This is a genomic window from Synechococcus sp. CCY 9618 (assembly GCF_019038415.1).
Classification (GTDB): domain Bacteria; phylum Cyanobacteriota; class Cyanobacteriia; order PCC-6307; family Cyanobiaceae; genus Cyanobium.
The window spans coordinates 50,465-73,045 of the sequence record NZ_JAFKRG010000006.1 but is presented as its reverse complement, the minus strand read 5'-3'; the positions used below and the strand labels follow the sequence as shown (position 1 = coordinate 73,045).

General features: G+C 71.7%; 21 protein-coding genes and 1 tRNA gene. 15 read left to right on the top strand and 7 right to left on the bottom strand.

Translation table 11 applies throughout. The features are described from left to right. Positions 1–74: 74 nt before the first annotated feature. Positions 75–146 (bottom strand) — tRNA-Lys (locus tag KUG41_RS01340). Positions 147–228: 82 nt separating this feature from the next. On the opposite strand from KUG41_RS01340, the gene KUG41_RS01335 reads away from it, so the two are divergent. The 8 genes from KUG41_RS01335 (at position 229) to KUG41_RS01300 (ending at position 7,771) form a co-directional block, all read left to right on the top strand. Continuing rightward, entirely contained in the window at positions 229–756 is a 528-nt protein-coding gene (locus KUG41_RS01335) for a gamma carbonic anhydrase family protein (protein WP_216900291.1), read from the top strand. A gap of 30 nt (positions 757–786) precedes the next feature. Further along, a complete protein-coding gene (locus KUG41_RS01330; protein ID WP_216900289.1) occupies positions 787–909 on the top strand; it encodes a photosystem II protein Y in 123 nt (40 codons plus the stop codon). Further along, entirely contained in the window at positions 909–2,300 is a 1,392-nt protein-coding gene (trmFO, locus tag KUG41_RS01325; protein ID WP_216900287.1) for an FADH(2)-oxidizing methylenetetrahydrofolate--tRNA-(uracil(54)-C(5))-methyltransferase TrmFO, read from the top strand. The genes KUG41_RS01330 and trmFO overlap by 1 nt, the downstream gene beginning before the upstream one ends. A gap of 4 nt (positions 2,301–2,304) precedes the next feature. After that, positions 2,305–4,317, top strand: coding sequence for an amylosucrase (locus KUG41_RS01320; protein ID WP_216900285.1), 2,013 nt, complete (start codon positions 2,305–2,307; stop codon positions 4,315–4,317). Positions 4,318–4,358: 41 nt separating this feature from the next. Further along, entirely contained in the window at positions 4,359–5,930 is a 1,572-nt protein-coding gene (crtH, locus tag KUG41_RS01315; RefSeq protein WP_371733990.1) for a carotenoid isomerase, read from the top strand. Positions 5,931–5,938: 8 nt separating this feature from the next. Further along, a complete protein-coding gene (locus KUG41_RS01310) occupies positions 5,939–6,874 on the top strand; it encodes a carbon-nitrogen hydrolase family protein (RefSeq protein WP_216900283.1) in 936 nt (311 codons plus the stop codon). A 70-nt stretch (positions 6,875–6,944) separates the two neighbouring features. Continuing rightward, on the top strand, positions 6,945–7,226 hold the full coding sequence (locus KUG41_RS01305) for a hypothetical protein (RefSeq protein ID WP_216900281.1): 282 nt from the start codon (positions 6,945–6,947) through the stop codon (positions 7,224–7,226). Further along, positions 7,223–7,771 (top strand): hypothetical protein, encoded by a 549-nt coding sequence (locus KUG41_RS01300; protein WP_254216712.1) that lies wholly within the window; start codon positions 7,223–7,225, stop codon positions 7,769–7,771. Before KUG41_RS01305 ends, KUG41_RS01300 begins: the two co-directional genes overlap by 4 nt. Positions 7,772–7,810: 39 nt before the next feature. Here KUG41_RS01300 and KUG41_RS01295 read toward each other — a convergent pair whose 3' ends face one another. Continuing rightward, on the bottom strand, positions 7,811–8,596 hold the full coding sequence (locus KUG41_RS01295) for a response regulator transcription factor (protein WP_216900279.1): 786 nt from the start codon (positions 8,594–8,596) through the stop codon (positions 7,811–7,813). A 206-nt stretch (positions 8,597–8,802) separates the two neighbouring features. On the opposite strand from KUG41_RS01295, the gene KUG41_RS01290 reads away from it, so the two are divergent. Next, positions 8,803–9,069: a DUF6761 family protein gene (locus KUG41_RS01290; RefSeq protein ID WP_216900277.1), complete on the top strand. Its 267-nt coding sequence runs from the start codon at positions 8,803–8,805 to the stop codon at positions 9,067–9,069. Positions 9,070–9,118: 49 nt separating this feature from the next. On the opposite strand, the gene grxD is transcribed toward KUG41_RS01290, so the two are convergent. From grxD to KUG41_RS01270, 4 genes are all read right to left on the bottom strand, one after another. Beyond that, complete coding sequence (gene grxD / locus KUG41_RS01285) at positions 9,119–9,442, bottom strand: Grx4 family monothiol glutaredoxin (RefSeq protein WP_216900275.1); 324 nt, start codon at positions 9,440–9,442, stop codon at positions 9,119–9,121. A 23-nt stretch (positions 9,443–9,465) separates the two neighbouring features. Next, positions 9,466–9,699 carry a BolA family protein gene (locus KUG41_RS01280; RefSeq protein WP_216900273.1) on the bottom strand — a complete coding sequence of 78 codons (234 nt, stop codon included), beginning with the start codon at positions 9,697–9,699 and terminating at the stop codon, positions 9,466–9,468. 47 nt (positions 9,700–9,746) lie between these two features. Next, complete coding sequence (locus KUG41_RS01275; protein WP_216900312.1) at positions 9,747–10,271, bottom strand: hypothetical protein; 525 nt, start codon at positions 10,269–10,271, stop codon at positions 9,747–9,749. A gap of 80 nt (positions 10,272–10,351) precedes the next feature. After that, positions 10,352–11,080 carry a 1-acyl-sn-glycerol-3-phosphate acyltransferase gene (locus KUG41_RS01270; protein ID WP_216900271.1) on the bottom strand — a complete coding sequence of 243 codons (729 nt, stop codon included), beginning with the start codon at positions 11,078–11,080 and terminating at the stop codon, positions 10,352–10,354. A gap of 148 nt (positions 11,081–11,228) precedes the next feature. On the opposite strand from KUG41_RS01270, the gene KUG41_RS01265 reads away from it, so the two are divergent. Together KUG41_RS01265 and KUG41_RS01260 are read left to right on the top strand one after the other, a co-directional pair. Next, positions 11,229–11,978: a pyridoxine 5'-phosphate synthase gene (locus KUG41_RS01265; protein WP_216900270.1), complete on the top strand. Its 750-nt coding sequence runs from the start codon at positions 11,229–11,231 to the stop codon at positions 11,976–11,978. 13 nt (positions 11,979–11,991) lie between these two features. Beyond that, positions 11,992–12,312 (top strand): MgPME-cyclase complex family protein, encoded by a 321-nt coding sequence (locus KUG41_RS01260; RefSeq protein WP_216900268.1) that lies wholly within the window; start codon positions 11,992–11,994, stop codon positions 12,310–12,312. Here the strand turns inward: KUG41_RS01260 and KUG41_RS01255 are convergent, their stop codons facing one another. Beyond that, positions 12,313–12,657 carry a hypothetical protein gene (locus KUG41_RS01255; RefSeq protein ID WP_216900266.1) on the bottom strand — a complete coding sequence of 115 codons (345 nt, stop codon included), beginning with the start codon at positions 12,655–12,657 and terminating at the stop codon, positions 12,313–12,315. It lies immediately after the preceding gene. Between the two features lie 115 nt (positions 12,658–12,772). Between KUG41_RS01255 and KUG41_RS01250 the strand changes: the two genes are divergently transcribed. Genes KUG41_RS01250 through KUG41_RS01235 form a run of 4 tightly spaced genes read left to right on the top strand, consistent with a single transcriptional unit; the run spans position 12,773 to position 22,287 of the window. Next, positions 12,773–13,444: a metallophosphoesterase gene (locus KUG41_RS01250; protein ID WP_216900264.1), complete on the top strand. Its 672-nt coding sequence runs from the start codon at positions 12,773–12,775 to the stop codon at positions 13,442–13,444. Between the two features lie 10 nt (positions 13,445–13,454). After that, positions 13,455–16,838 carry an exodeoxyribonuclease V subunit gamma gene (locus KUG41_RS01245; RefSeq protein ID WP_216900262.1) on the top strand — a complete coding sequence of 1,128 codons (3,384 nt, stop codon included), beginning with the start codon at positions 13,455–13,457 and terminating at the stop codon, positions 16,836–16,838. After that, positions 16,835–20,641 (top strand): UvrD-helicase domain-containing protein, encoded by a 3,807-nt coding sequence (locus tag KUG41_RS01240; protein ID WP_216900260.1) that lies wholly within the window; start codon positions 16,835–16,837, stop codon positions 20,639–20,641. The genes KUG41_RS01245 and KUG41_RS01240 overlap by 4 nt, the downstream gene beginning before the upstream one ends. Further along, on the top strand, positions 20,635–22,287 hold the full coding sequence (locus tag KUG41_RS01235; protein ID WP_216900258.1) for an AAA family ATPase: 1,653 nt from the start codon (positions 20,635–20,637) through the stop codon (positions 22,285–22,287). The genes KUG41_RS01240 and KUG41_RS01235 overlap by 7 nt, the downstream gene beginning before the upstream one ends. Positions 22,288–22,581: the final 294 nt, after the last annotated feature.

Here is a 22,581-nt window from a genome sequence, read left to right as displayed (position 1 = left end):
GCCTGAGCTCCCTGTGAAAATTTTAGGCAGGAACGTTGCCGGGCCTGGCTTCGGATCCCTTGCGGTGTTGGAGATGGGTCGCCTGAGATTCGAACTCAGGACCAGTCGGTTAAAAGCCGAATGCTCTACCGCTGAGCTAGCGACCCGTCGCCAGGGAAGCTATCACCCGGCGGCGCCCCTCTCCAAGCCGGCCGGCGGCCGCACAATGGCACCAGCCCGGCCCCTGCCATGACCCGCTCCGCCGCCGCCGCTGAGGCCTGGCCCAGCCGCTGGGAGGCCCCCCGCATCGACCCCGCCGCCTGGGTGGCCCCCACGGCGGTGGTGATCGGTGATGTGCAGCTGGCGGCGGGGGCCAGCCTCTGGCCCACCGCCGTGGCCCGGGGCGATGTCTGCCCGATCGCCATCGGCGAGGGCAGCAACGTGCAGGACGGCGCCGTGCTTCACGGCGATCCCGGCCAGCCGGTGCGCATCGGCGCCGATGTGACCATCGGCCACCGGGCCGTGGTCCATGGGGCCACGCTGGAGGACGGCTGTCTGATCGGCATCGGCGCCATCGTGCTCAACGGCGTCACCGTGGGGGCCGGGGCCCTGGTGGCGGCGGGGTCGGTGGTCACCCGCGACGTTCCCCCCGGTGCCCTGGTGATGGGGGCTCCGGCTGTGGTGAAGCGCCAGCTCGATGCCGCCGCCATCGCCGCCCAGCGGCAGCACGCCCACCGGTACCGGACCCTGGCAAAGGTCCATGCTGAACTCGGTTAGGATCCCGTCACCTTCCCCCTCTGCGTCGCCATGGACCTCCGGCTGCTGCTCGTCGCTGCTCCGATCCTCCTGGCCGTGGGTTGGGCCGCCTTCAACATCGGCCGTGCCGCCATCGGCCAGCTGCAGCTGATGCTCAAGCGCGCCCGCGCCTGATGGTCGTCGTCATCGGTGCCGGCCTCGCCGGCACCGAAGCCGCCTGGCAGATCGCCGCCGCCGGTGTGCCGGTGAAGCTCGTGGAGATGCGGCCGGTGCGCCCCTCCCCTGCCCACCACAGCGGCGAATTCGCCGAGCTGGTCTGCAGCAACAGCTTCGGCGCCCTGTCCTCCGACCGCGCCGCCGGCCTGCTCCAGGAGGAGCTGCGGCGGCTTGGCTCGGTGGTGATCGGCACCGCCGACGCCCACGCCGTGCCCGCCGGCGGCGCCCTGGCCGTGGATCGGGGCCGCTACAGCGCCGCCCTCACCGCCGCCCTTGAAGCCCATCCCCTGATCACGGTGGAGCGGCGCGAGCAGCACCACCTCCCCGATCCCGACGCGATCGCGGTGCTGGCCACCGGTCCGCTCACCGCTCCGGATCTGGCCGAAGACCTGCGCGCCCTCACCGGCCGCGAGGCCTGCCACTTCTTCGACGCGGCCAGCCCGATCGTGGAGGGGGAGGGCATCGACCTGTCGGTGGCCTTCCGGGCCAGCCGCTACGACAAGGGCGATGCCGACTACATCAACTGCCCCATGGACAGGGAGCAGTACCTCGCCTTCCGCACAGCCCTGCTGGAGGCCGAGAAGGCGGAGCTGAAGGACTTCGAGCAGGAGAGCGCCACCTTCTTCGAGGGCTGTCTGCCGATCGAGGAGCTGGCCCGCCGCGGCGAGGACACCATGCGCTACGGGCCCCTCAAGCCCATTGGCCTCTGGGATCCCCGCTGGGGCGACCTGCACGACCGGGACGTGCGCCGGGCCCGGCGGGCCCATGCGGTGGTGCAGCTGCGTCAGGAGGACCGGGACGGGCGCCTGTGGAACCTGGTGGGCTTCCAGACCAACCTGAAATGGGGCGAGCAGCAGCGGGTGCTGCGCATGATTCCGGGGCTGGAGAACGCCTCCTTCGTGCGCTTCGGGGTGATGCACCGCAACACCTTCCTCGATTCCCCCGACCTGCTGGAGCCCACCCTGCAGTTCCGCGGCCGCCCTGCCCTGCTGGCCGCCGGCCAGATCACCGGCACCGAGGGTTACGCGGCCGCCGTGGCCGGCGGCTGGCTGGCCGGCACCAATGCCGCCCGGCTGGTCCGAGGCCTGGATCCCCTCAGCCTGCCGGCCACCACCATGGCCGGGGCCCTGCTGGCCTTCGTCTCAGGGGCCGGCCGGGTCGGCGCCGGCCGCAAGGGGGGCTTCCAGCCCATGCCCCCCAGCTTCGCCCTGGTGCCGGAACTGCCCAGCCGGGTGCGCGACAAGCGCGCCCGCTACGGCGCCTACCGCGACCGGGCCCTGGCGGACCTGGCCGGCTGGGACGCCGGGCGCCGGGCCGGCGTCCGGCAGCCGGAAGCCGCGGCGGTCTGAGGCGATGCACAACGTCTTCTGCATGGCCCCGGAGGTGCGCGAAGCCTTCACGCATGTGAAGGAGGTGGAGAGCTACCGGCTCGAAGGCCGGCTCGATCCCCGCGACATCGACGTCTTCTGGCTGCGCTTCGAGCGCTACTTCGACGATCTCTATTACCCCCTCTCGGCCCTCTACGGCGACCGGGACGATGCCCTCGACAAATTCGGCCAGCTGTTCGGCCGCATGGTGGAGGCCTACGGCCAGCGCCCCCTCGACCTGAAGCTGCTCGATCTGGAGCGCCAGTTCACCCCCCAGTGGTTCCAGCGCAGCCAGATGGTGGGCTACACCTGCTACACCGACCGCTTTGCCGGCACCCTCCAGGGGGTGCGGGACAAACTCCCCTATCTCGAAGAGCTCGGCATCACTTACCTGCACCTGATGCCCCTGCTGGAGCCCCGCGAGGGCCCCAGCGACGGCGGCTATGCGGTGAAGGACTACCGCAAGGTGCGCTCCGATCTCGGCACCCTGGTGGATCTGATCGATCTGGCCGACGACCTGCGCCGGCGCGGCATCTCCCTCTGCCTCGATCTGGTGCTGAACCACGTGGCCCGGGAGCACGAATGGGCCGTGCGGGCCCGGGCCGGGGAGGAGCGCTACCTCCACTACTTCCACACCTTCCCGGACCGCAGCCTGCCGGATGCCTACGAACGCACCCTGCCGGAGATCTTCCCGGAGGAAGCGCCGGGCAACTTCACCTGGGTGGAGGGTATGGCCGGGGAGGGGCGCTGGGTGTGGACCACCTTCAACGCCTACCAGTGGGATCTCAACTTCACCAACCCGGAGGTGTTCCTGGAGATCGTCGAGCTGATGTTCTTCCTGGCCAACCTCGGCGTCGACGTGCTGCGGCTGGATGCGGCCCCGTTCCTGTGGAAACGGATGGGCACCGACTGCCAGAACCAGCCGGAGGTGTTCCAGCTGATCCAGGCCTTCCGCGCGATTGTGCGGATCGTGGCGCCGGGAGTGATCTTCAAGGCCGAAGCCATCGTTCCCCCCGATGCCCTGGTCCAGTACCTGGGGGTGAAATCCACCGTGGAGAAGCAGTGCGAGCTGGCCTACAACAACCAGCGCATGGTGCTGCTCTGGAGTGCCCTGGCCACGGGCCACACCACCCTGTTCACCCACGTGATGCACCGGGCACCCCAGCTGCTGATCGGCTGCGCGCCGATCAACTACCTGCGCAATCACGACGACATCGGCTGGGCGATGACCGATGAGGACCTGCGGGCTGTGGGGGAGACTCCCCACCTGCACCGCCGCTTCCTCAACGACTTCTACAGCGGTCGCTTCGAGGGTTCCTTCGCCTGCGGCGACCTGTTCGGTGTCAATGCCAGCACCGGCGATGCCCGCGTCACCGGTTCCACCGCCTCCCTGGCCGGGCTGGAGCTGGCCCTCGAGCAGGGCGACGAGGCGGCGATCCACCGGGCCATCGCCCGCATCCTGCTGCTGCACGGCGTGACCCTCGGCGCCGGTGGCATTCCCCTGTTGCACACGGGCGACGAACTGGGGCTGCTCAATGACCCCTCCTACCGGGAGGATCCCCTCAAGGCCAACGACAGCCGCTGGCTGAACCGGCCGACCATGGACTGGGAGAAGGCGGAGCGGCGCCACGACCGCCACACAGTGGAGGGGAGGATCTTCCAGGGCCTGGTCCATCAGATCCGCACCCGCCGCCGCACCTCCCTGCTGCACGGCTTCGCCCTGCTCCAGCCCATGTGGACCGGCAACGACCACGTGCTCGGCTACGGCCGCAAGCGGCCCGAGGGCACGCTGCTGGTGTTCGCCAACTTCAGCGGCGACGACCAGGCCATCGAAGCGGAGATGACCCGCTGGGGCGGCCTGGAAGGCGAGCTGGTCAATCTGCTGATCCCCGGGGCCCGGGTGCCCGTCGATCGGGGCTCCCTCTGGATCGCCCCCTACGAGGTGATGTGGCTGACGACCGAGGAGGACAGGGCCCCGGCCGAGGCCTGCTGCGGCTGACGGGGTCCCTAGGGTCGATTTCCATCCGCTGCAGGCCACCGGTGACCGTCACGGCCCAATCGCACCCCTCCACCGCCTGCTTCGCCGCCGCCCCCGGGGGGGAAGCCTGGGATGCACTTGTGATCGGTTCGGGCATCGGCGGCCTGGTCACCGCCAGCCAGCTGGCCGCCAAGGGGGCGAAGGTGCTGGTGCTGGAGCGCTATCTGATCCCCGGCGGCAGCGGCGGCAGCTTCCGCCGATCGGGCTACACCTTCGATGTGGGGGCCTCGATGATCTTCGGCTTCGGCGAGAAGGGCCACACCAACCTGCTCACCCGCGCCCTGGCGGATGTGGGCGAGCGCTGCGAGACGATCCCCGACCCCGTCCAGCTGGCCTACCACCTGCCCGGCGGCCTGGAGGTGGCGGTGGACCGCGACTACGACACCTTCCTGGCCGATCTCACCGCGCGGTTCCCCCACGAAGCGGTCGGCATCCGCCGCTTCTACGACACCTGCTGGCAGGTGTTCCGCTGCCTCGACGCCATGCCCCTGCTGTCGCTTGAGGATCCCGCCTACCTGGCCAAGGTGTTCTTCCGGGCGCCCCTGGCATGCCTGGGTCTGGCCCGCTGGCTGCCGGTGAATGTGGGGGCGGTGGCCCGGGCCCACATCCGTGATCCGGACCTGCTGAAGTTCATCGACATGGAGTGCTTCTGCTGGTCGGTGATGCCGGCCGACCGCACGCCGATGATCAACGCCGGCATGGTCTTCTCCGACCGCCACGCCGGCGGCATCAACTACCCCCGCGGCGGGGTGGGGGTGATCGCCGAGAAGCTCGTGCGCGGCCTGGAGCGGGCCGGCGGAATGATCCGCTACCGCTCCCGGGTGGTGAAGGTGCTGCTGGAGGACGGCCGGGCGGTGGGGGTGAAGCTGGCGGGCGGCGAGGAGATCCGGGCCCGGCGGGTGGTGAGCAACGCCACTCGCTGGGACACCTTCGGTTCCCTGGTGGACGAGGCCCACACGCCGGCGGCCGAGCGCACCTGGCGGCGGCGCTACAAGCCCTCCTCCTCCTTCCTCTCCCTGCATCTGGGGGTGAAGGCGGAGGCCATCCCTCCGGGCAGCCACGTGCACCACCTGCTGCTGGAGCACTGGCAGGACATGGAGGCCGAGCAGGGCACGATCTTCGTGTCGATCCCCACCCTGCTGGATCCCTCCCTGGCACCGGTCGGCCGCCACATCGTGCACACCTTCACCCCCTCGGCGATGGAGGCCTGGCAGGGGATGGATCCGGGGGCCTACCGCCAGGCCAAGCGGGCCGCCGCCGACCGGCTGATCGGCCGGCTGGAGACGATCCTGCCCGGTCTGGGCGCGGCGATCACCCACGAGGAGATCGGCACCCCCCGCAGCCACCGGCGCTTCCTGGGCCGCCACGGCGGCAGCTACGGGCCCGTGCCGGCCCTGCGCCTGCCGGGGCTGCTGCCGATGCCCTTCAACCGCACCGCCATCCCCGACCTCTATTGCGTGGGGGATTCCTGCTTCCCCGGCCAGGGGCTCAACGCCGTGGCCTTCAGCGGCTTCGCCTGCGCCCACCGCATCGGCGCTGACCTGGGCCTCAATCCCTGGTCCCTGCCGGCATGACGGGCGCCATGACCCCGGATCATCGCCTGCACGCCTTCCTGCGGCCCCAGCCACCGGCCGCCGGCGAGGGCCTGCGGCTGGGGATCTGGCAGGGCAGCGGCAGCGCCGGCACCGCGGCGGCCGTCGCGGAAAACCTGGAGCGGCTCGAGCAGGTCTGCGCCCTGGCGGCAGGCCACGGCGTGCAGCTGCTGGCCTTCCCGGAGCTCTACCTGAGCGGGTACATCGTCACCCCCGCCATCGTGCGGGACCTGGCCGAAGCGGTCGATGGCCCGAGCCTGGAGCAGGTGGCCGCCGCCGCCCGCCGCCACGGCCTGGCGGTGGCCTGCCCGTACCCCGAGCGGGCCATGGTGGCGGGGGAGGAGCGCTTCTACGACGCCATCGCCCTGATCGATCGCGACGGCCGGCTGCTGCGCAACTACCGCAAGACCCATCTGTGGGGCCCGGACGAAAAACGCTGCTGGAGCCCGGGCTATCTCCACCGGGAGGAGGGCCCGGCCCTGACGGTGCAGCGGGTGAACGGGTTTCCGCTGGGCCTGCTCAATTGCTACGAGGCCGAATTCCCCGAGCTCACCCGGCGGCTGGCCCTGGAGGGGGCAAAGCTGGTGCTGATCCCGACCGCGGCCGATGCCTGGGCGGAGCTGAGCACCGGGGAGCGCACCGACCGCCCCTATCCGGACGTGTCCCGCACCCTGCTGCCGGCCCATGCCTTCGAGAACGACTGTTTCGTGGCCTACGCCAACCGCTGCGGCGAGGAGACGGTGAACGGCAGGGTGATGGCCGCGTACCTGGGCAACAGCCTGATCTGCGGCCCCCACGGCGACCTGCTGGCAGCGGCGAGGCCGGAGCCGACCCTGCTGATCGCCGACTGCCTGCCCGGGGAGTACGGACCCACCCACCCGGCCGCCACTCGCTACCACGAGGACCGGCGCCCCGAGCTCTACTGATCCCCACAGGCCCCGGCCTCACGGCGGCAGCCCCGCAGCACTAAAGTATGTGAACATTTGTTGCGTTTCCATGGCGGCTCCGATCCCCAGCCCCGCCGACCTGGCCCGCTATCTGGAGGCCCGCGGCGAGATGGGCAAGCCCTGGGTCTGGCACCTGCTGCGGCTCAGCAAGCTGAAGGAAGCCAAGGACACCATGGAGTCCAACGAGTACGTGGAGCGCCTCGCTGACGCCCACGCTGATCTGATGCGCCTGGGCAGCTTCTGGGAGGGGCGCGAGGCGGAAGTGTTCGGGGGCCAGTACAGGCCCTCCGAAGTGATCGAACCCCTGCCCGGCTCCCCCGACGACCGATGAAGGGCGACGAGGCCTGCCACCGCTACCCCATGGCCCCGTTGATCCGCTTCACCCTCCTGGGCCTCTACCTGGCTCTGGTCCTCCCCCTGCCGGTGCTGGCCCCGGATCCGTTGCAGCTCCCCCTGCTGCTGGCGGCCCTGGCCGGCCTGCTGCTGGTGATGGCGATCACCAGCGAACGGGTGGAACTGGATGAACGGGAGCTGCGCGTGGGCCATCCGCCCTGGTGCGCCTGGCTGCTGCGCCGCGGCTGGCAGCTGAGCTGGAGCCATATCACCGATCTCACCCCCGTCGTCACCAGCCAGGGGGGACGGGTCTATTACGTGCGCAGCGGATCCGGGCCCGGCGACACCAGCGGCGGGGCCTGGTTGCTGCCCCAGCGGGTCACCCGCTTCGAGGATTTCCTGACGCGCTTCTCCCAGGCCTCAGGGCTCTCCACCGCCGCGATCGGCCGCATCAGCCCGCCTTGGACCTACCGCCTGCTCGCCCTTCTCAGCGCCGCGATGCTGACAGGCGAACTGGTCACCCTGGCGCTCAACCGTTCCTGATGGATCGCTCTGATGGCTGGCCCTGAACAGGCCGGCTGCTCAGCTCAGGCGCCCTGAGCTGGTGGGAGACAACAGCATCGAGGCGGCCTGACCTGCGAAGTCCTCACTCGCTTCGGGGAGGGTGTCGAGGCTGAAGCGATAACCCTGCTGACGCATGGTCTCGATGCCACCACCCTCGCCGAGGCCGGCCTGTTCCAGCTTGCGGCGCAGGGTGAGCACCTGGGTGTCCACGGAGCGGGGGCCGCCACTGAACGGTGGCCAGGCCATGCGCAGCAGTTCCTGCCGGCTGCGCACCACACCGGGGGGCATGAGCAGGGCGCAGAGCAGGGCGAATTCTCGCGGGCTGAGCTCCACGGGCTGGTCGCGCAGGGTGACCTGGCGCAGCAGCAGGTGCACCTCCAGCGGGCCCACGCAGACCCGCTCCTGGAGACCACTGCCACTGCGTCGCAGCAGGGTGCGACAGCGGGCCGCCAGTTCCTCGAGACCGAAGGGCTTGCGCAGCACATCGTCGGCACCGGCATCCAGCAGGGCCACCACGGGCTCGGAACCGGAGCGGGCGGTGAGCACCATCACCTGGCAGTGGAGCTGGGCCGCCAGTCGCAGGGCCGAGGTTTCCTCCAGCAGTTCGGCGCTGACCAGCAGATCGGGCGATTGCTCCTGACAGATCTCCAGAGCCTCCCTGGCCGTGGCCACCGCTGCCGCCAGGTGGCCGTCCTGGCGCAGGCGCTGGGCAAGAACGGTTCGAAGGGTGGCGTGGGGATCGACGACGAGGACCCTTCGAGGGCTGCCTCCTGGATCACTCGACTTGTCCTGGGCCATGGCCATCTTCTCGGCATCACGCGATGTAATCAGAAGCGGGAGCGCCGACAGCCGATTGAGTGTTCCTACGCTAACGGGAAATGTGCGGATACTCGGGTAGCGGGCGATGCCTTGTCAACTGTCCGCTCCCGCAAGGAGAGGCCTGGCACGGCAGGATGGTGGGATCCGCCGGCGTCCGCAGGCGCAATGACGAACCGGGCCCGAGCCCAGCCATGACAGCACTTCAACATCCCGACGCGATCCGCCATTTCCAGTCCCTGTGCGATGCCTGCCAGGCCCTCTCCGATCGCCACCACGGCCCCTCTGAACTGCGGCTCTATGCCGATGGCTACCTCCATGCCCTGCGCAGGACCGCGGTGCTGGACCATCACTCCCAGCGGCGGCTTGAGGAACTCATCGACCGCTGGATCCAGGACCCATCCAGCTTCCTGGGCCCCGACGGCCAGCCCCGCCTGCTCATGGAGACGAGCCGCTACTGAGAGCACCGGCGCCCGTTGAGGCCAGTGGTGCTGCAGTGAAGCGCCCGGCCTAGGAGGCCAGGGCAACCTCCAGTTTCTCGCGCAGCTCCCCGCTGTTGTACATCTCGATCAGGATGTCGGAGCCCCCAAGGAACTCCCCTTTCACGTACACCTGAGGGATCGTGGGCCAGTCGGAGAACTCCTTGATCCCCTGACGGACCTCCATGTCGGCGAGCACGTCGAAGGTTTCGAAAGGCACACCCAGGGACTGCAGGATCTGAACGACGTTGTTGGAGAAGCCGCACTGGGGCATCAGCTTGTTGCCCTTCATGAACACCACCACCGGGTGGGCTGTGATCAGGGCGTCGATGCGTTGGCGGGTGCTGGCGTCCATGGCTGGAAAAGAGGGGCGGGAAATCAGGCGGGAAGGGAGGTCTGCAGGGCCAGAGCATGGATCGCCTCGCTGGCCAGCTCGCTGCGCAGGGCTCCATAGACGAGCTGGTGCTGGCGCACCCGGTTGAGTCCGGCGAACGCACCGGACATCACCCTGACCTGCAGATGGTCGCCGCCGCCGGTGAGATCCTCCACCTCCACCACGGCGTCGGGGAGCTCACGCAGGATCGCGTCCTTGACCTGCTCCGGTTGCACCATGGCGGCGAGGAATCTGGGAATGGCGGGCGAAAGGAATCTAGGGACGATCAGCCCCCCCCGGTCGATCCCGGGGCGGTGTAGGGGGTGGCCACGAAGCCCAGTTCCACCAGTTGCTGGTAGGCCCTGCGGCCCAGCTCGTTGGTGGGCGTCATGGTCTTGACCACCTCCACCAGGAGGGGGATGGCCACCTCCGGCTGGCTCTGACGCCGGAACAGGGCCGCCAGCCTCAGATTCGCTTCCGCCAGCAGGGTGAGTGTCTCCCGACCCTTGTCATCCATCTCCCGGGGGATGCGGGCATCCAGGCCGCGGAAGGAGCCGCTGATATCGCGGTAGAAGCCCAGCAGGCGCCGGCTGGCGTCACGGGCCAGGTCATAGAGGCGCCGCCCCTCGGCCAGGTTGCCGCTGGCCACCGCCGCATCGCCCCTTGAAAGCAGGGACTTGACCGCCGCGATGTCGAAATCGGAGCTGGCGGGCTGAACGGTCTGGGTAGCACCCTGGGCGAGCAGCGGCGGCGTGGTCAGCGGCAGAGCCAGGGTCAGCAGGGCGAGGGAGCTTCCGCAGATCCGGGCCAGGCGCGCTGGCCGACCGGATCGGGAGGAATGGTTGGCGGAAAGCCTGGACACGTCGACGCCTGACGGATAACCGGCGAACTTTACGGGGAGCTGATCGGTCGGCCGACCGCCGATCGGGCCGCTTGCTCGGCCGACTCCATCGCCCTGGCCAGCTCGGCACTGAATCCAAGGGCTGCGTCACGGCCCTGTCCCTGCGCCCGCAACGGGGATCCGAAACACAGGGCGGCTGCGTCCCCGGGACGCGGATCGGCATGGCCATAGGCGATCCCCACCGGCACCACCGGCACCTCGACGCCCTGGCTGGTGGCCAGCAGGGCCAGGCGGGCGAGGCCCTGGTGCAGGCGGATGGGACCGTCCTCCCGTCGGATGCGGCCCTCGGGAAAGACGACGAGCTGCTGACCGCAGGCGAGCAGCTCCACCGAGTAGCGAAGACTCGCCAGGGTGGGACGGCCCTGGTTCACCGGGAAACAGCCCAGGCGGTGCAGGAACCAGCCCTGCAGCCCCTTCATCTCGTCGGCCGTCACCATGAAGCGGCAGTCGCGGCCGGTGACCCGGCGCCCGGCCGCCCAGGGCAGCATCAGGGCGTCCCAGCGGGCCCGGTGGGTGGGGGCCAGCAGCACGGCACCCTCGGTGGGCAGATGCTCGCGATCGAGCACCCGAAGCTCACCGAAATACCCCTGCAGCGCCAGGTCGACGGTGACCAGCATCGCCACCGGGGAGAGCCAGGGGCTGATGCCATTGCACAGGGAACCCTCCCGGGGGCTGATCGCCGCGGAGGAGGTCGTCGGGGTGGGCGTCTGTGCCGCCAACACTCAAGAACCGGCAGGACGTGGACCTTGAAGCTAGGGGCGGGATCCCTGCCTTTCGGGCGGCGGCGGGCAGTTACCCCTGCGGCCGCCGCCCCGCTCCCGACGGCCGGTGCGGTTCGGCAGGATCGTTCCAGCCGTCTTCGCGCCCATGGCCAGCCTCGGGGTCAACATCGATCACATCGCCAACGTGCGCCAGGCCCGCCGCACCGTGGAACCGGACCCCGTGCGCTTCGCCCTGCTGGCCGAGCTGGGCGGCGCCGACGGCATCACCGTCCACCTGCGCGAGGACCGCCGCCACATCCAGGACCGGGACGTGGAACTGCTGCGGGCCACCCTGCGCACCCGACTCAACCTGGAGATGGCCGCCACGGCGGAGATGGAGGCGATCGCCCTGCGGATCCGTCCCGACATGGTCACCCTGGTGCCGGAACGGCGCGAGGAGGTGACCACCGAGGGGGGGCTGGACGTGGCCGGTCAGGGGGAGGGCATCCGAACCCTGGTAGGCCGGCTGGAGGGGGCCGGGATCGGGGTGAGCCTGTTCGTCGATCCCGACGGTCGCCAGCTGGAGGCCTGCCGCACCTGCGGGGCCCGCTGGGTGGAGCTGCACACCGGCGCCTACGCCGAAGCCGCCTGGGAGGACCAGCCCCTGCAGCTGGCCCGGATCACCGAAGCCACGACCAACGCCCGGGCCATGGGCCTGCGGGTGAATGCGGGCCACGGGCTCACGTATCACAACGTCGAACCGATCGCCGCCATCGAGGGGATGGAGGAGCTGAACATCGGCCACACGATCGTGGCCCGCGCCCTGGCCGTGGGGCTGGAGGAGGCGGTGCGGCAGATGCGGGCGCTGGTGCAGAATCCCCGCCGCGACCCGCTGTTCGGCGACCGCCAGCCCTGAGGCCCCTCCCGCCATGACCCGCTACCACTTCGTCGCCGCCAGCCGCACCTTCCTGATCGAGGAGGAACCCCTCGCCGAGGTGCTGCGCGAGCGGGTGCGCAACTACGCCGAAAAGGACAAGGCCATCGATTTCTGGCTGCTGGAACGTCCCGCCTTCCTGGAGGCCCCTGAGCTGGCTGCCACGGCGGCCTCTGTGCCGCGGCCCGCGGGAGCGGTGGTCTCCACCGACGAGAAGTTCATCACCTTCATGAAGCTGCGGCTGGAATTCGTGGCCCTGGGCAGCTTCGAGGCCCCGAGCGTCGCGATTCCCGAGCCTCTGGCCACCCTGGACTGATCAGAACAGGCCCAGAAAACGGCGCCTGGGCGGTTCCCCCTCCCCGGAGCCCGTCGGGCTCGGCTTCCCCTGGCCACCGTCCTGCTGGTAGCGGGGCTTGCTGTCGCCGATGGTGAGGGGCGCCTCCTTGTTCTTCCACCAGATCCAGTCGCGGATCGGCGGGGTGTTCTCCAGCTCCCATCGGGTCAGACCCAGGCCCAGTTTGCTGGACGCGTCGAGCAGCACGTCGAGCATGGCCTCGCCATCGGTGCAGCGGGCCAGGGCCTCGTTGGTTCGCTTGGCCCCGTCGAGGGCCTTCACCAGGGCATTGACGCGCTGGGTGACCGGCAGATTCTTCAGGTCCATGGCCCGCTCCGTCCGTGGGCGCACGGTATCAGCGTCGGGGGGAGGCCTGAATCGCCGCCGGGGGGTGACAGAAGCGCAGCCCAAGGGCAAGACTGTGGAGGAAGCATCTCTTTTGATGACGTTCCCAGACCGGCATTCCCCCCACCACTGGGTCATCGGGGATGTCCATGGATGCGCCGAGGCTCTCCAGCAGCTGCTGGCGCTGCTGCCGTCCGACGACCGACTCGTGTTCTGCGGCGATGTCATCAACCGCGGCTCCCGCATCGAGACCGCCATGGAGATGGTCTGGGATCTGGTGCGCCGTGGACGTGCGGTCTGGCTGAAGGGGAACCACGAACGGGATCTGGTGGCACACCTCGACGCCGGCACCTCGCCCTGCCACCCCGCCCTCAACGGCAGCGACACCTACCGCCAGCTGGGAGCAGCCCGCTGCCGGCTGTGGCGCGACCGGCTCGACCGGCTGCCCCTGGCCTACTGGGGCCGGGGCTGGGTGGCCACCCATGCCGGCTTCGATCCCCGCACCTGGCAACCCGATCTCAACATCCGCCTCGCCTTCTGGCAGGCCTACGACGACCGGTTCGGCGAGGTCATCGTCGGCCACACCCCCGGACCCGGCCTGCGGCGGGTCGGCTCGATCGTCCTTCTCGACACAGGGGCCTGCTACGGCGGCAAGCTCACCGCCTACTGCCCCGAAACCCGCCAGACCCGTCGCGTCAGCGGCCTGCCCAGCCTCGTTGGCCCGATGGCGGCCCTGACCTCCCCCTCCGCCCTGAGCTGCGTCCTCTGAGCAGGCCCCCTTGCTGACGATCTTTCGCAGCAACCGGGCCGAGCTGCTGGTCCAGGTGCTCGCCACCCAGTTGCGCCTGCAGCCCCCCGATCCCTTCGAACAGGTGCAGGTGGTGGTCAACACCTGGCCCACCAGCCGCTGGCTCGGGGAACGGTTGGCGGTGCACCTGGGCGGCATCGCCGCCAACCTGCGCTTTCCCTTCCCCGGCGGCCATCTGCGCCAGCTGGTCGACCAGCTGCTGGAGCAGGACACCGGCGGCCCCACCGCCGGGGCGCCCCTCCCCGATCCCTGGCGGGCCGACCGGCTGGTCTGGCCCCTGCTCGGCCTGCTGCCGACGGTCGCCGCGGAGCCCGAGGGGGGTCCATTGCGCCACTGGCTCGCAGAAAGGGGCGCTGGGCCACGGCTCGACCTGGGCCACTGGCAGCTGGGCCGTGCCATCGCCGATGCCTTCGACGACTACGCCCTCTACCGGCCGGAGCTGCTGCAGGCGTGGGAGCGGGGCGACGGGATCGACGCGGCCGGCCGGATCCTGCCGGAGGCTCAGCGCTGGCAGCCCCTGCTCTACCGCGGCCTGAGGCGGAAGCTGGGCAGCGATCCCTTCGGTCGGCGGGTGCAGGAGCTGATCGGCCGGCTGCGCCGCGGCGAGCTGACCACCGAAGCCCAGGGTTCGCCCCTGCGCCTGTTCGGGCTGAGCAGCATGGCTCCGATCCAGGTGCAGCTGCTCCAGGCCCTGAGCCGTCATCGCAGCGTGGATCTCTACCTGCTCACCCCCTGCCGCGACCTCTGGCGCCGCTGCGGCGAACGCCGGCGCCAGCTCAGCGACTCCCTGGCCCTGCGCCAGCCCCTCGACGCCGCCTGGCTGCTGGAGGCCCCTGGCCTGGAGGCCCGTTTCGGCCGGCTGGGGGGGGAATTCCAGCAGTTGCTGGAGGGCACCGGTGAGGCCCAGCTGGGCCAGGAGCAGGAGATGGACCTCTTCTTCGCCCCCGCCACGAGCACCCGTCGGGCCGATCGTCGCCCTTCGGACCCGCCGCGGCCGGCCCCCCTCCTGGCCCAGCTGCAGGAGCAGCTCGTCGACGCCGGGGCCACCGATCGCGGTGCTGGCCTGGCCCTGGATCCGGATGACCGCTCGCTGGAGTTCCATGCCTGTCCCGGCCGGCTGCGCCAGGTGCAGATCGTGCGCGACCGGCTGCTGCAGCTCCTGGCGGCCGACCCCAGCCTCGAACCCCGCGACATCCTGGTGATGACCCCCGACATCGACGGGTTCGCCCCCCTGGTGGCCAGCGTGTTCGGCGACAGGGAGGCCACGGGGGTGGACCTGCCCTGGCGCCTGACCGACCGCAGCCAGCAGGACGGGGCGGGGCTGGGCAGCACCCTGCTGATCCTGCTGGAGCTGGCCGGGGCCCGGATCACCGCCTCCGGCCTGGAGAAGCTGCTGGGCTGCCGGCCCCTGCTCAGCCATTTCGGCCTGGAGGACCGGGAGTCGGCCCGGCTGGTGGAGGCCCTGCAGGAGGCGGGTTTCCGCTGGGGCCTCGATGCCAGCGACAGACCTGCCACCGGCAGCGGCGGTGGGGACGAAGGGCAGGCTCCGGACGCGGCCTGCCACAGCCTGGGCTGGGCGATCGACCGCCTGCTGCTCGGCCTGGTGCTGCCCGCCACCCCAGGGCTGGCGCCGGGGGGCACCGCCCCCTGGGATGGCGGGGTGCCCCTGGAACTCACGGGCCGCTGGCTGCATCTGCTCGGCCGGCTGCGCCACTGGCTCGGCGAACTCCGCCGTGGCGGCGATGTCGCGCTGTGGGACGGGCGGCTGCGGCATCTGATCGCCGACCTGTTCGGTGAGGGGGGCGAAGCTGCCGCCGAACTGCCCGATCTTCTGGCGGCCATCGACACCTGGCGAACCGCCGCTGCAGCGTGTCCGCTGTCGCTGGAGGCCCCGGTGGTGGCGGCAGTGCTGCGGGAGGCCCTGGGGGCCGAGAGCGGCCGCTTCGGCCACCGCAGCGGCGCCCTCACGATCAGCGCCCTCGAGCCGATGCGGGCCATCCCCTACCGGGTGATCGTGCTGATGGGCCTGGAGGCGGGCCACTTTCCCCGCCCGGGCGATCGCCCCGCCTTCCACCTGATGGAGGGCCAGCGGCAGCTCGGCGATCCCCATCCCGCCGACCAGGACCGCTACGTGCTGATGGAGGCCCTGCTCTCCGCCCGGGATCACCTGCTGGTCACCTGGAGCTGCCGCGACGACCGCACCGGCGCCGCCCTTCCCCCATCCGCCCCGGTGGGCCAGTGGCTCCAGTGGCTGGCCGCCCAGCTGGGCAGGGGCGTCTGGGAGCCCCTGCTGGTGGAGCACCCCGCCAACCCCCTGGACCGACTCCAGTTCCTGCCCCGGGACGGTCGGGAGGCCCCCAGCTGCGACCGACGCCTGCTGGAGGCGGTGCGGCGCCTGGCGGCTGATGCGCCGGCACCACCCACCGGTCTGCTGGACAGGGCGGCCCCCCCGACGCCCCCCGCCTCCCCCCAGGAGGATGCCTACAGCGACCTGCGCGACTGGCTGGTGGCTCCCCAGAAGCACTGGCTGCGGTCCCTTGGCCTGCGGCCCTGGGAATGGGAGCGGCGGATCGACGACCTCGAGGCCCTCGCCCTGGGAGAACGGGAGCGGTCGGGCCTGCTGAGGGCAGTGCTGCTGCGCAGCGACACCGACCCGCAGGCCCGGACCTTCGCCACCGCGGCCGACTGGCTGGAGGACAGCCGTGGCCAGGGCCTGTTGCCGCCCCTGGCGGCGGGGGCCATCGAAGCGGCGGCCCTGCAGCAGCGCTGGTCGAGTCTCCAGACCACCCTGGAGGCCCTGGGACCGCCGCGGCGGGTCAGCCACCGATGGGGGCCCTGGCAGGCCACGATCCCCTGGCGCGGCGACACGGTCGTGCTGGTCCACACCGCCCTGCCCAGGGTGAACCACCGGCTGGAGCTGTGGCTCCAGCTCCTGCTCGCCGCCGCCGCCACCGAGCCCCCCGCGGCTGGCCCCCGCCGGGGCGTGCTGGTCGCCCGCAAGGCCGATGTCTTCGCTCCGGTCCTGAGCCTCACCCCCCCGGACGCCGCGGAAGCCCGCGGGGAACTCGAACGGCTGGCGGCCCTGCAGGAGGCCTGGCGGGCCCGGGGCTGGCCCGTCCCCCCCGAGACGGGCTGGAGTCACGTGGTGGCGGAAGCCAAGCAGGCGGGCGAGGGGTTTGGGAAGGCCGCCGGCATCTGGGAGGGTTCGGGCTTCAGCCGCGGTGAGCGCGAGCAGGAGGAGATGGAAGCCTGCTTCGGTGCCGCCCTGCCGGCGGACGAGCTGCTGACCCCGGAGCTGCTGGAGCTGGCCGTCACATTGTTCTCCCCGCTGCTGACGGCGGAGTCGGCACCATGAGCGCAGTGATCCCCGAGGCCTTCGACCCCAACAGCTTCGACCTCGACGACGGGGTCGTGCTGCTGGAGGCCAGCGCCGGCACGGGAAAGACCTTCGCCCTGGCCCATCTGGTGCTGCGGCTTCTGACCGAACGGCGGCTGGGCCTGCGGCAGCTGCTGGTGGTCACCTACACCAACGCGGCGGCGGCGGAACTGCGGGATCGCATCGGTCGGCGGGTCCAGGACGCCCTCAACGGCCTCCAGACCTGCGGCGAGTGGCAGGCGCCCGATGCGGTGCTGGAGCAGTGGCTGGCGCAGCTGCCGGCGGCAGCCGAAGCCCGCGCCACCATGCAGGGGCTGCTGCTGCTCGCCCTCGAGGAGCTCGACGCCGCCGACATCACCACCATCCATGGCTTCTGCCAGCGCAACCTGCGGCGCCAGGCCATGGAGGCGGCCAGCCCCCCCGACCTGACCCTCGAGACCGACGCCACGGAACTGGTGCGCCAGGTGGCCCACGACTACTGGCAGCAGCAGGTGCTGGCCCTGCCGCCCCACCTGGTGGAGGGACTGGTCCAGGCCACCGGCCTGGAGGATCTGGAGCGGCTGCTGCTGCAGCTCGATGGCGACCCCGGCCTGAGCCTCGACCCCCTGCCGGCGGGCCTGGATCTGGAGCGGCCCCTGGTCGGGCAGCTGAAGGTCCTGTGGGAGGCCCCGTGGGAGCGGTTCCGGCACGCCTGGGCCACGGAAGGCGCCGCCCTGGAGCAGGCGTTCCGGGCCAGCGCAGCCCAGTGGCGCGCCGCCGGGGCCGGCAGCACCACGCCCTACGCGGCCAGGCCCCGGAAGGACCACTGCGGTCTCGTCGAGGGCTGGCTCACCGGCCAGCCGGCGGGGGGCAGCTACACCGCCACCTGGGCCGAGAAGGAGCTGGGCACCTACTTCCACCCCGATCCCTTCAGCCAGGTGGCCCGGAAGCTGGAAGGGCCGGCGCGGGAGATCTCCCTGCCCTGCCCCGCACTGATGGAAGCGGTGGCCGGGGTGCGGGAAGGGCCGGCGGAGGCGGTGCTGCTGCACGGCTGCCACTGGGGCCGGGCCGAAGTGGCCCGCCGCCGCGCCCGCAGTGGCAGCGCCGGTTTCGCCCAGCTGCTCGAAGGGCTGGATCCCGGAGCGGACGCCACCGCCCCGACCCCCCTGCTCCGGGCGGTCGGCAACCGCTACCGGGCTGCCCTGATCGACGAATTCCAGGACACCGACCCGGTCCAGTGGCGCATCCTGCGGCTGGCCTTCGCTGACGGGGCCCATCTTCTGGTGATGGTGGGCGATCCGAAACAGGCCATCTACCGCTTCCGCGGCGGCGATCTCGACACCTACCGCCGGGCCCGTCTGGCGGCCGGCAGGGCCCACGCCCTGCTGGAGAACCGGCGCTCCAGCCTGGCCCTGCTCGGCAGCCTCAACCGGCTGATGGCGCCGGCGGGTCTGCCCCGCTCCGCCCTGCCGGTGCCGGCGGTGGAGGCCCGCGCCAGTCGCCACGGCCCCGATGGGCTGGCGCCGGTGCGGCTGCTCTGGCTGGGGGGCGAGCGGGTCGCGGGGGAGCCCCCTCCGGCCAAGGGGGAGCTGGAGGCGCGACTGCCCGCCCTCGTGGCCGCTGGCGTCCAGGAGCTGCTGGAGCAGGCCCCCGTCCTGGATCCGGGCGATGGCCGGGAGGCCCGGGCCCTGGCCGCCGGCCAGATCGCCCTGCTGGTCCACAACCACCGCCAGGCGGAGGAGCAGCGCCGCGCCCTGGAACGGCGGGGCATCGCCAGCCGTCTGGTGAGCAAGGCCGACGTGTTCGCCAGCCCGGCGGCCACCGCCCTGCAGCGCCTGCTGGATGCCCTCGCCGATCCGGCCGATCCCAACCGGCTGCGGCTGCTGGCCGCCTCCCCCCTGCTCGGCTGGTCGGCCCGGCGGATCGCCGCCGCGGGTGATGGGGAATGGAGCGACCTGGCCGGGCAGCTCCAGGCCCTGGCCCAGGAGCTGCCCCAGCGGGGACCGCTCGGGGTGCTCTCCCGGCTGGTGGATGGTGAAGGCCTGGCCCGGCTCAGTGCCGGCGGTCGGCTGCTGGCGGATCTGCAGCAGGTGGCGGAGCTGCTGCAGGAACGGCTGCACAGCGAACGGCTCGGGCTGGTGGCGGCCGCCGACTGGCTGCGGCGCCTGCGGCTGGACCGCACCAGGGCCACCGGGCCCATTCCGGACTCCCATCAGGCCCACAGCGACAAGGTGGACGAGGCGGTGACCGTGATCACCGTCCACCGCAGCAAGGGACTGGAATTTCCCGTGGTGATCTGCCCCTACCTCTGGCAGGCGGGTGGCACCCCCCCGGGGCGGGGGACGCAGGCGGGAGCCCGCTGGCAGCCGCAGCAGGGGGAAGAGGCCCACCTCGACCTGCACCTGCGCAGTCACTGGGGCCAGGGCTGGCGGGCCCATCGTCAGCACCGGGACGCGGAGCGGGCCGAGCGGGAACGGCTGGCCTATGTGGCCGTCACCCGGGCCCAGCACCTGCTGGTGCTCGCCTGGGGACCCGCAAAGGGCCAGCAGGCCAGCCCGCTCTTCCCCTGGCTGTTCCCGGATCAGCCCCTGCCCGATCCCGACGACGACGCCGTCGCCGCAACCGGTGATGGGGACTGGCGCCAGCGGCTGGAGGCGGAGATCGAGCGGCGGGAGCTGGGCCTGGCTGTGTGGGACCCCCGCCCGGCGCCGATCGAGCCCCGGGCCGCGGGAGGAGCGGTCGATGGGGGCGAAGGGCTGCGCTGCGGACCGGTGCCCCGGCGTTCCCTCGACACCAGCTGGGGCCGCAGCAGCTACACCGCCTGGACCCGCACCGCCCACTCCCGCGCCCACGCCGGCGCAGGGTCGGCGGCGGCCCTGGATGAAGGCAGGGACACCAGCGATCCCAGTCCGGAGGGGGAAACTCCGCTGACCGGGGCCGACGCTGACCTGTGGCCGGAGCAGGGCCCCCTGGCCGGCTTCGCCCGCGGGGCCACGGCCGGCGATGGCCTGCACCGCATGCTGGAGCAGCTCGACTACCGCCAGCCCTGCGACGCCGAGGCGAACCGGCAGGTGGTGGAGCGGGAACGGCGCCGGGCCGGACTGGCGGAGGGGCCCGTCGAGCCCCTGCTGCAGGGCCTGGAGCAGATGCGTCTGAGTCCCTTCGGCGGTGAACTGGGCAGCCTGCGGGTGGCCGATCTGGGGCCCGAACGGCGGCTGAACGAGATGAACTTCGACCTCACCCTCGGCTTCGCCCGGGCCGGCGGGCTGGCGGCAGCCTTCCGCGATCACCCCGGCGGGGCCTTCGGCGCCGCCTACGCCGAAGCGGTGGGGTCCCTGCCGGTGGCCAGCCGCGGCTTCCTCACCGGCTCCATCGATCTGGTCTTCACCGCCCCAGGGGGCGATGGAGAGGAACGCTGGTGGGTGGCCGACTGGAAGAGCAACTGGATGGGCCGGCGGGATGGGGAGGGTCGGCCCCTCGCCTGCGGTCCGCGCCACTATCACCGGGGTGCGATGGCGGCGCTGATGGCGGACAGCCACTACCCCCTGCAGGCCCACCTCTACCTGGTGGCCCTGCACCGCTACCTGGGCTGGCGGCTGCCCGGTTACCTGCCGGAGCGGCATCTGGGGGGGTATGCCTACGTGTTCCTGCGTGGAACTCCGGGGGAGGATGGCCAGCGGGCCCTCCCCGGTGCGGTGCCCGGCATGTTCGTGGAACGTCCGCCGCTGCAGCGGATCCTGGCGCTGGATGACGCCCTGGGGGGACACCGGCCTGCCGGCGATGGCGAGGAGGGAGGGTGCTGAAAGGCTCCGGGGAGCAGCTCCAGCCCTGGGTGGAAGCCCTGGCCGCTGCCCTGGCTGAGGCCCTGCCCCGGCTGCACGGCACCGCCGCCGATCCCCTCGTCGCTGAGGTGGTCGCAGCCCTGACCGCCGCCCTGGCCCGGGGGGAACTGGAACTGGACCTGGCGGGAGCGGCTCCCCCGGAGGTGAGTGAACCGCTCTGGCCCCAGGGGCACCTGCAGGCCCTGCGGAGGAGCCCCCTCTGCCAGGACCCCGACGGGCCCCTGGCCCTGGAGGGATCGGGTCTGCAGTGGCGCCGCTGGCAGCGGCAGCGGCAGCAGGTGATCGACACCCTGGTGGGATGGGCCCGCTCCCTGGAGGCCCCGCCGCCTGCCGAAGGCTCAACGGCCACCTCCGGCCCGCTTCGCCTCGATGACCGCCAGCGGGAGGCGGTGGCGGCGGTGCTCGGCCACGGACTGGTGCTGCTGGAGGGCGGTCCGGGCACCGGCAAGACCAGCACGGTGGCGGCCATGATCGCGGCTCATCGGGCCCGGGACCCCGACGCCCGCATCCACCTGGCGGCGCCCACCGGCAAGGCGGCGGCGCGGCTGCGGGCCGCCACCGGGGGCAGCCTGCCCTGCACGACCCTGCACCGGCTGCTGGAGAGCCGGGGGGAGCGCTTCGGGCGCCATCGGGGCCGTCCCCTCGACCTGGATCTGCTTGTGGTGGATGAGGTGTCGATGGTCGACCTCGGCCTGATGGGGGCCCTGCTGGAGGCGCTGCCTGAGAGCTGCCGGCTCGTGCTGGTGGGCGACTCCGCCCAGCTGCCCCCGATCGCCCCGGGGGCGGTGCTGCAGGAACTGCAGCGGCCCGACCGCCGGCAGCGGCTGGGCGCAGCCGCCATCACCCTGGACACCACGTACCGCAACGCCGGGGCGATCGCCAGCGTGGCCGCCGTCCTGCGCCGGGCGATCGCCGCCGGGCCGGACGGGCAGGATCCGGACCCGGTGGCCCTGATCCTGCCCCAGCTGCGCCAGCTGAACAGCGCCGACAATCTGGAGTGGCGACCCTGCTCCCCCCGAACGCTGCCGCAGGCGCTGGTGACCCGGCTCCGGGACCACCAGGCCTCCCTGGCCCGGCGGGCGGAACGCTGCGCGCCCGGCTCCCCGCAGGGCTGCCGGGAGCTGCTCGCCGAGCGGGACCGGCTGCTGGTGATGGCCCCCCGGCGCCAGGGACGCTGGGGCCTGGAAGCGATCCATCAGGCCCTGCTGGGTTCGCGCCTGGAGGGTGAACTGCAGGATCTGCCCACCGGCACTCCCGTGCTCTGCCGCCGCAACCTGCCGGAACTGGATCTGGCCAACGGGGACGTGGGGGTGCTGGTGGGAGGACCGGGCCCCGCGGCCCGCCTGCTGTTCGGCGACGGGGACGGGGAGGGTTTCTGGATCCACCCCGGCCAGCTGGCGGGAGCCGCCGAACCCGCCCTGGCCCTCACGGTTCACAAGGCCCAGGGGAGCGAAGCGGAGCAGGTGATCGTGCTGTTCCCCAGCGGTGGGCAGCGGGACCGGCGCCTGCTCTACACCGCCCTGACCCGGGCACGGGCGGGGGCCCTGCTGCTGACGGCGACGGCGCCCGACGATGACGGGGACAGAGCTCCGGGTGAGCGAACGTAAGCGTTCTTCATGCATTGCCACAGGCGGCAATGTGCCAACGAAAGGTGAACCGCTCGACCGGGATTTCAACCCCCGTTCCATACTTCCTCCATCGGCGCGGTACCCCCGGGCCGAGCTCGCCGGAGCCCCTGCTCCAATAGTCTCCACCTCTGGGATCACTCCCCCCCAGGGAGCCCCTTCATTCCCGGGGACCCCCCCGGTGAATGGCCTCCTGCATCGTCACGAAGGACTGTCCCGGCATCATCGGGGCCTGTCCTTCAGGTGCCCCGAGGTCAACAGGGACAGCCCCATGGA

Excerpts from the sequence above, each read along its gene's own strand:
- KUG41_RS01290 (WP_216900277.1), top strand. The coding sequence starts at position 8,803 with ATGACAGCACTTCAACATCCCGACGCGATCCGCCATTTCCAGTCCCTG.
- KUG41_RS01260 (WP_216900268.1), top strand. The coding sequence starts at position 11,992 with ATGACCCGCTACCACTTCGTCGCCGCCAGCCGCACCTTCCTGATCGAG.
- KUG41_RS01250 (WP_216900264.1), top strand. The coding sequence starts at position 12,773 with ATGACGTTCCCAGACCGGCATTCCCCCCACCACTGGGTCATCGGGGAT.
- KUG41_RS01255 (WP_216900266.1), bottom strand. The coding sequence starts at position 12,657 with ATGGACCTGAAGAATCTGCCGGTCACCCAGCGCGTCAATGCCCTGGTG.
- KUG41_RS01280 (WP_216900273.1), bottom strand. The coding sequence starts at position 9,699 with ATGGTGCAACCGGAGCAGGTCAAGGACGCGATCCTGCGTGAGCTCCCC.
- KUG41_RS01305 (WP_216900281.1), top strand. The coding sequence starts at position 6,945 with ATGGCGGCTCCGATCCCCAGCCCCGCCGACCTGGCCCGCTATCTGGAG.
- KUG41_RS01240 (WP_216900260.1), top strand. The coding sequence starts at position 16,835 with ATGAGCGCAGTGATCCCCGAGGCCTTCGACCCCAACAGCTTCGACCTC.
- grxD (WP_216900275.1), bottom strand. The coding sequence starts at position 9,442 with ATGGACGCCAGCACCCGCCAACGCATCGACGCCCTGATCACAGCCCAC.
- KUG41_RS01330 (WP_216900289.1), top strand. The coding sequence starts at position 787 with ATGGACCTCCGGCTGCTGCTCGTCGCTGCTCCGATCCTCCTGGCCGTG.
- KUG41_RS01335 (WP_216900291.1), top strand. The coding sequence starts at position 229 with ATGACCCGCTCCGCCGCCGCCGCTGAGGCCTGGCCCAGCCGCTGGGAG.
- KUG41_RS01265 (WP_216900270.1), top strand. The coding sequence starts at position 11,229 with ATGGCCAGCCTCGGGGTCAACATCGATCACATCGCCAACGTGCGCCAG.
- KUG41_RS01300 (WP_254216712.1), top strand. The coding sequence starts at position 7,223 with ATGAAGGGCGACGAGGCCTGCCACCGCTACCCCATGGCCCCGTTGATC.
- KUG41_RS01310 (WP_216900283.1), top strand. The coding sequence starts at position 5,939 with ATGACCCCGGATCATCGCCTGCACGCCTTCCTGCGGCCCCAGCCACCG.
- KUG41_RS01320 (WP_216900285.1), top strand. The coding sequence starts at position 2,305 with ATGCACAACGTCTTCTGCATGGCCCCGGAGGTGCGCGAAGCCTTCACG.
- KUG41_RS01295 (WP_216900279.1), bottom strand. The coding sequence starts at position 8,596 with ATGGCCATGGCCCAGGACAAGTCGAGTGATCCAGGAGGCAGCCCTCGA.
- trmFO (WP_216900287.1), top strand. The coding sequence starts at position 909 with ATGGTCGTCGTCATCGGTGCCGGCCTCGCCGGCACCGAAGCCGCCTGG.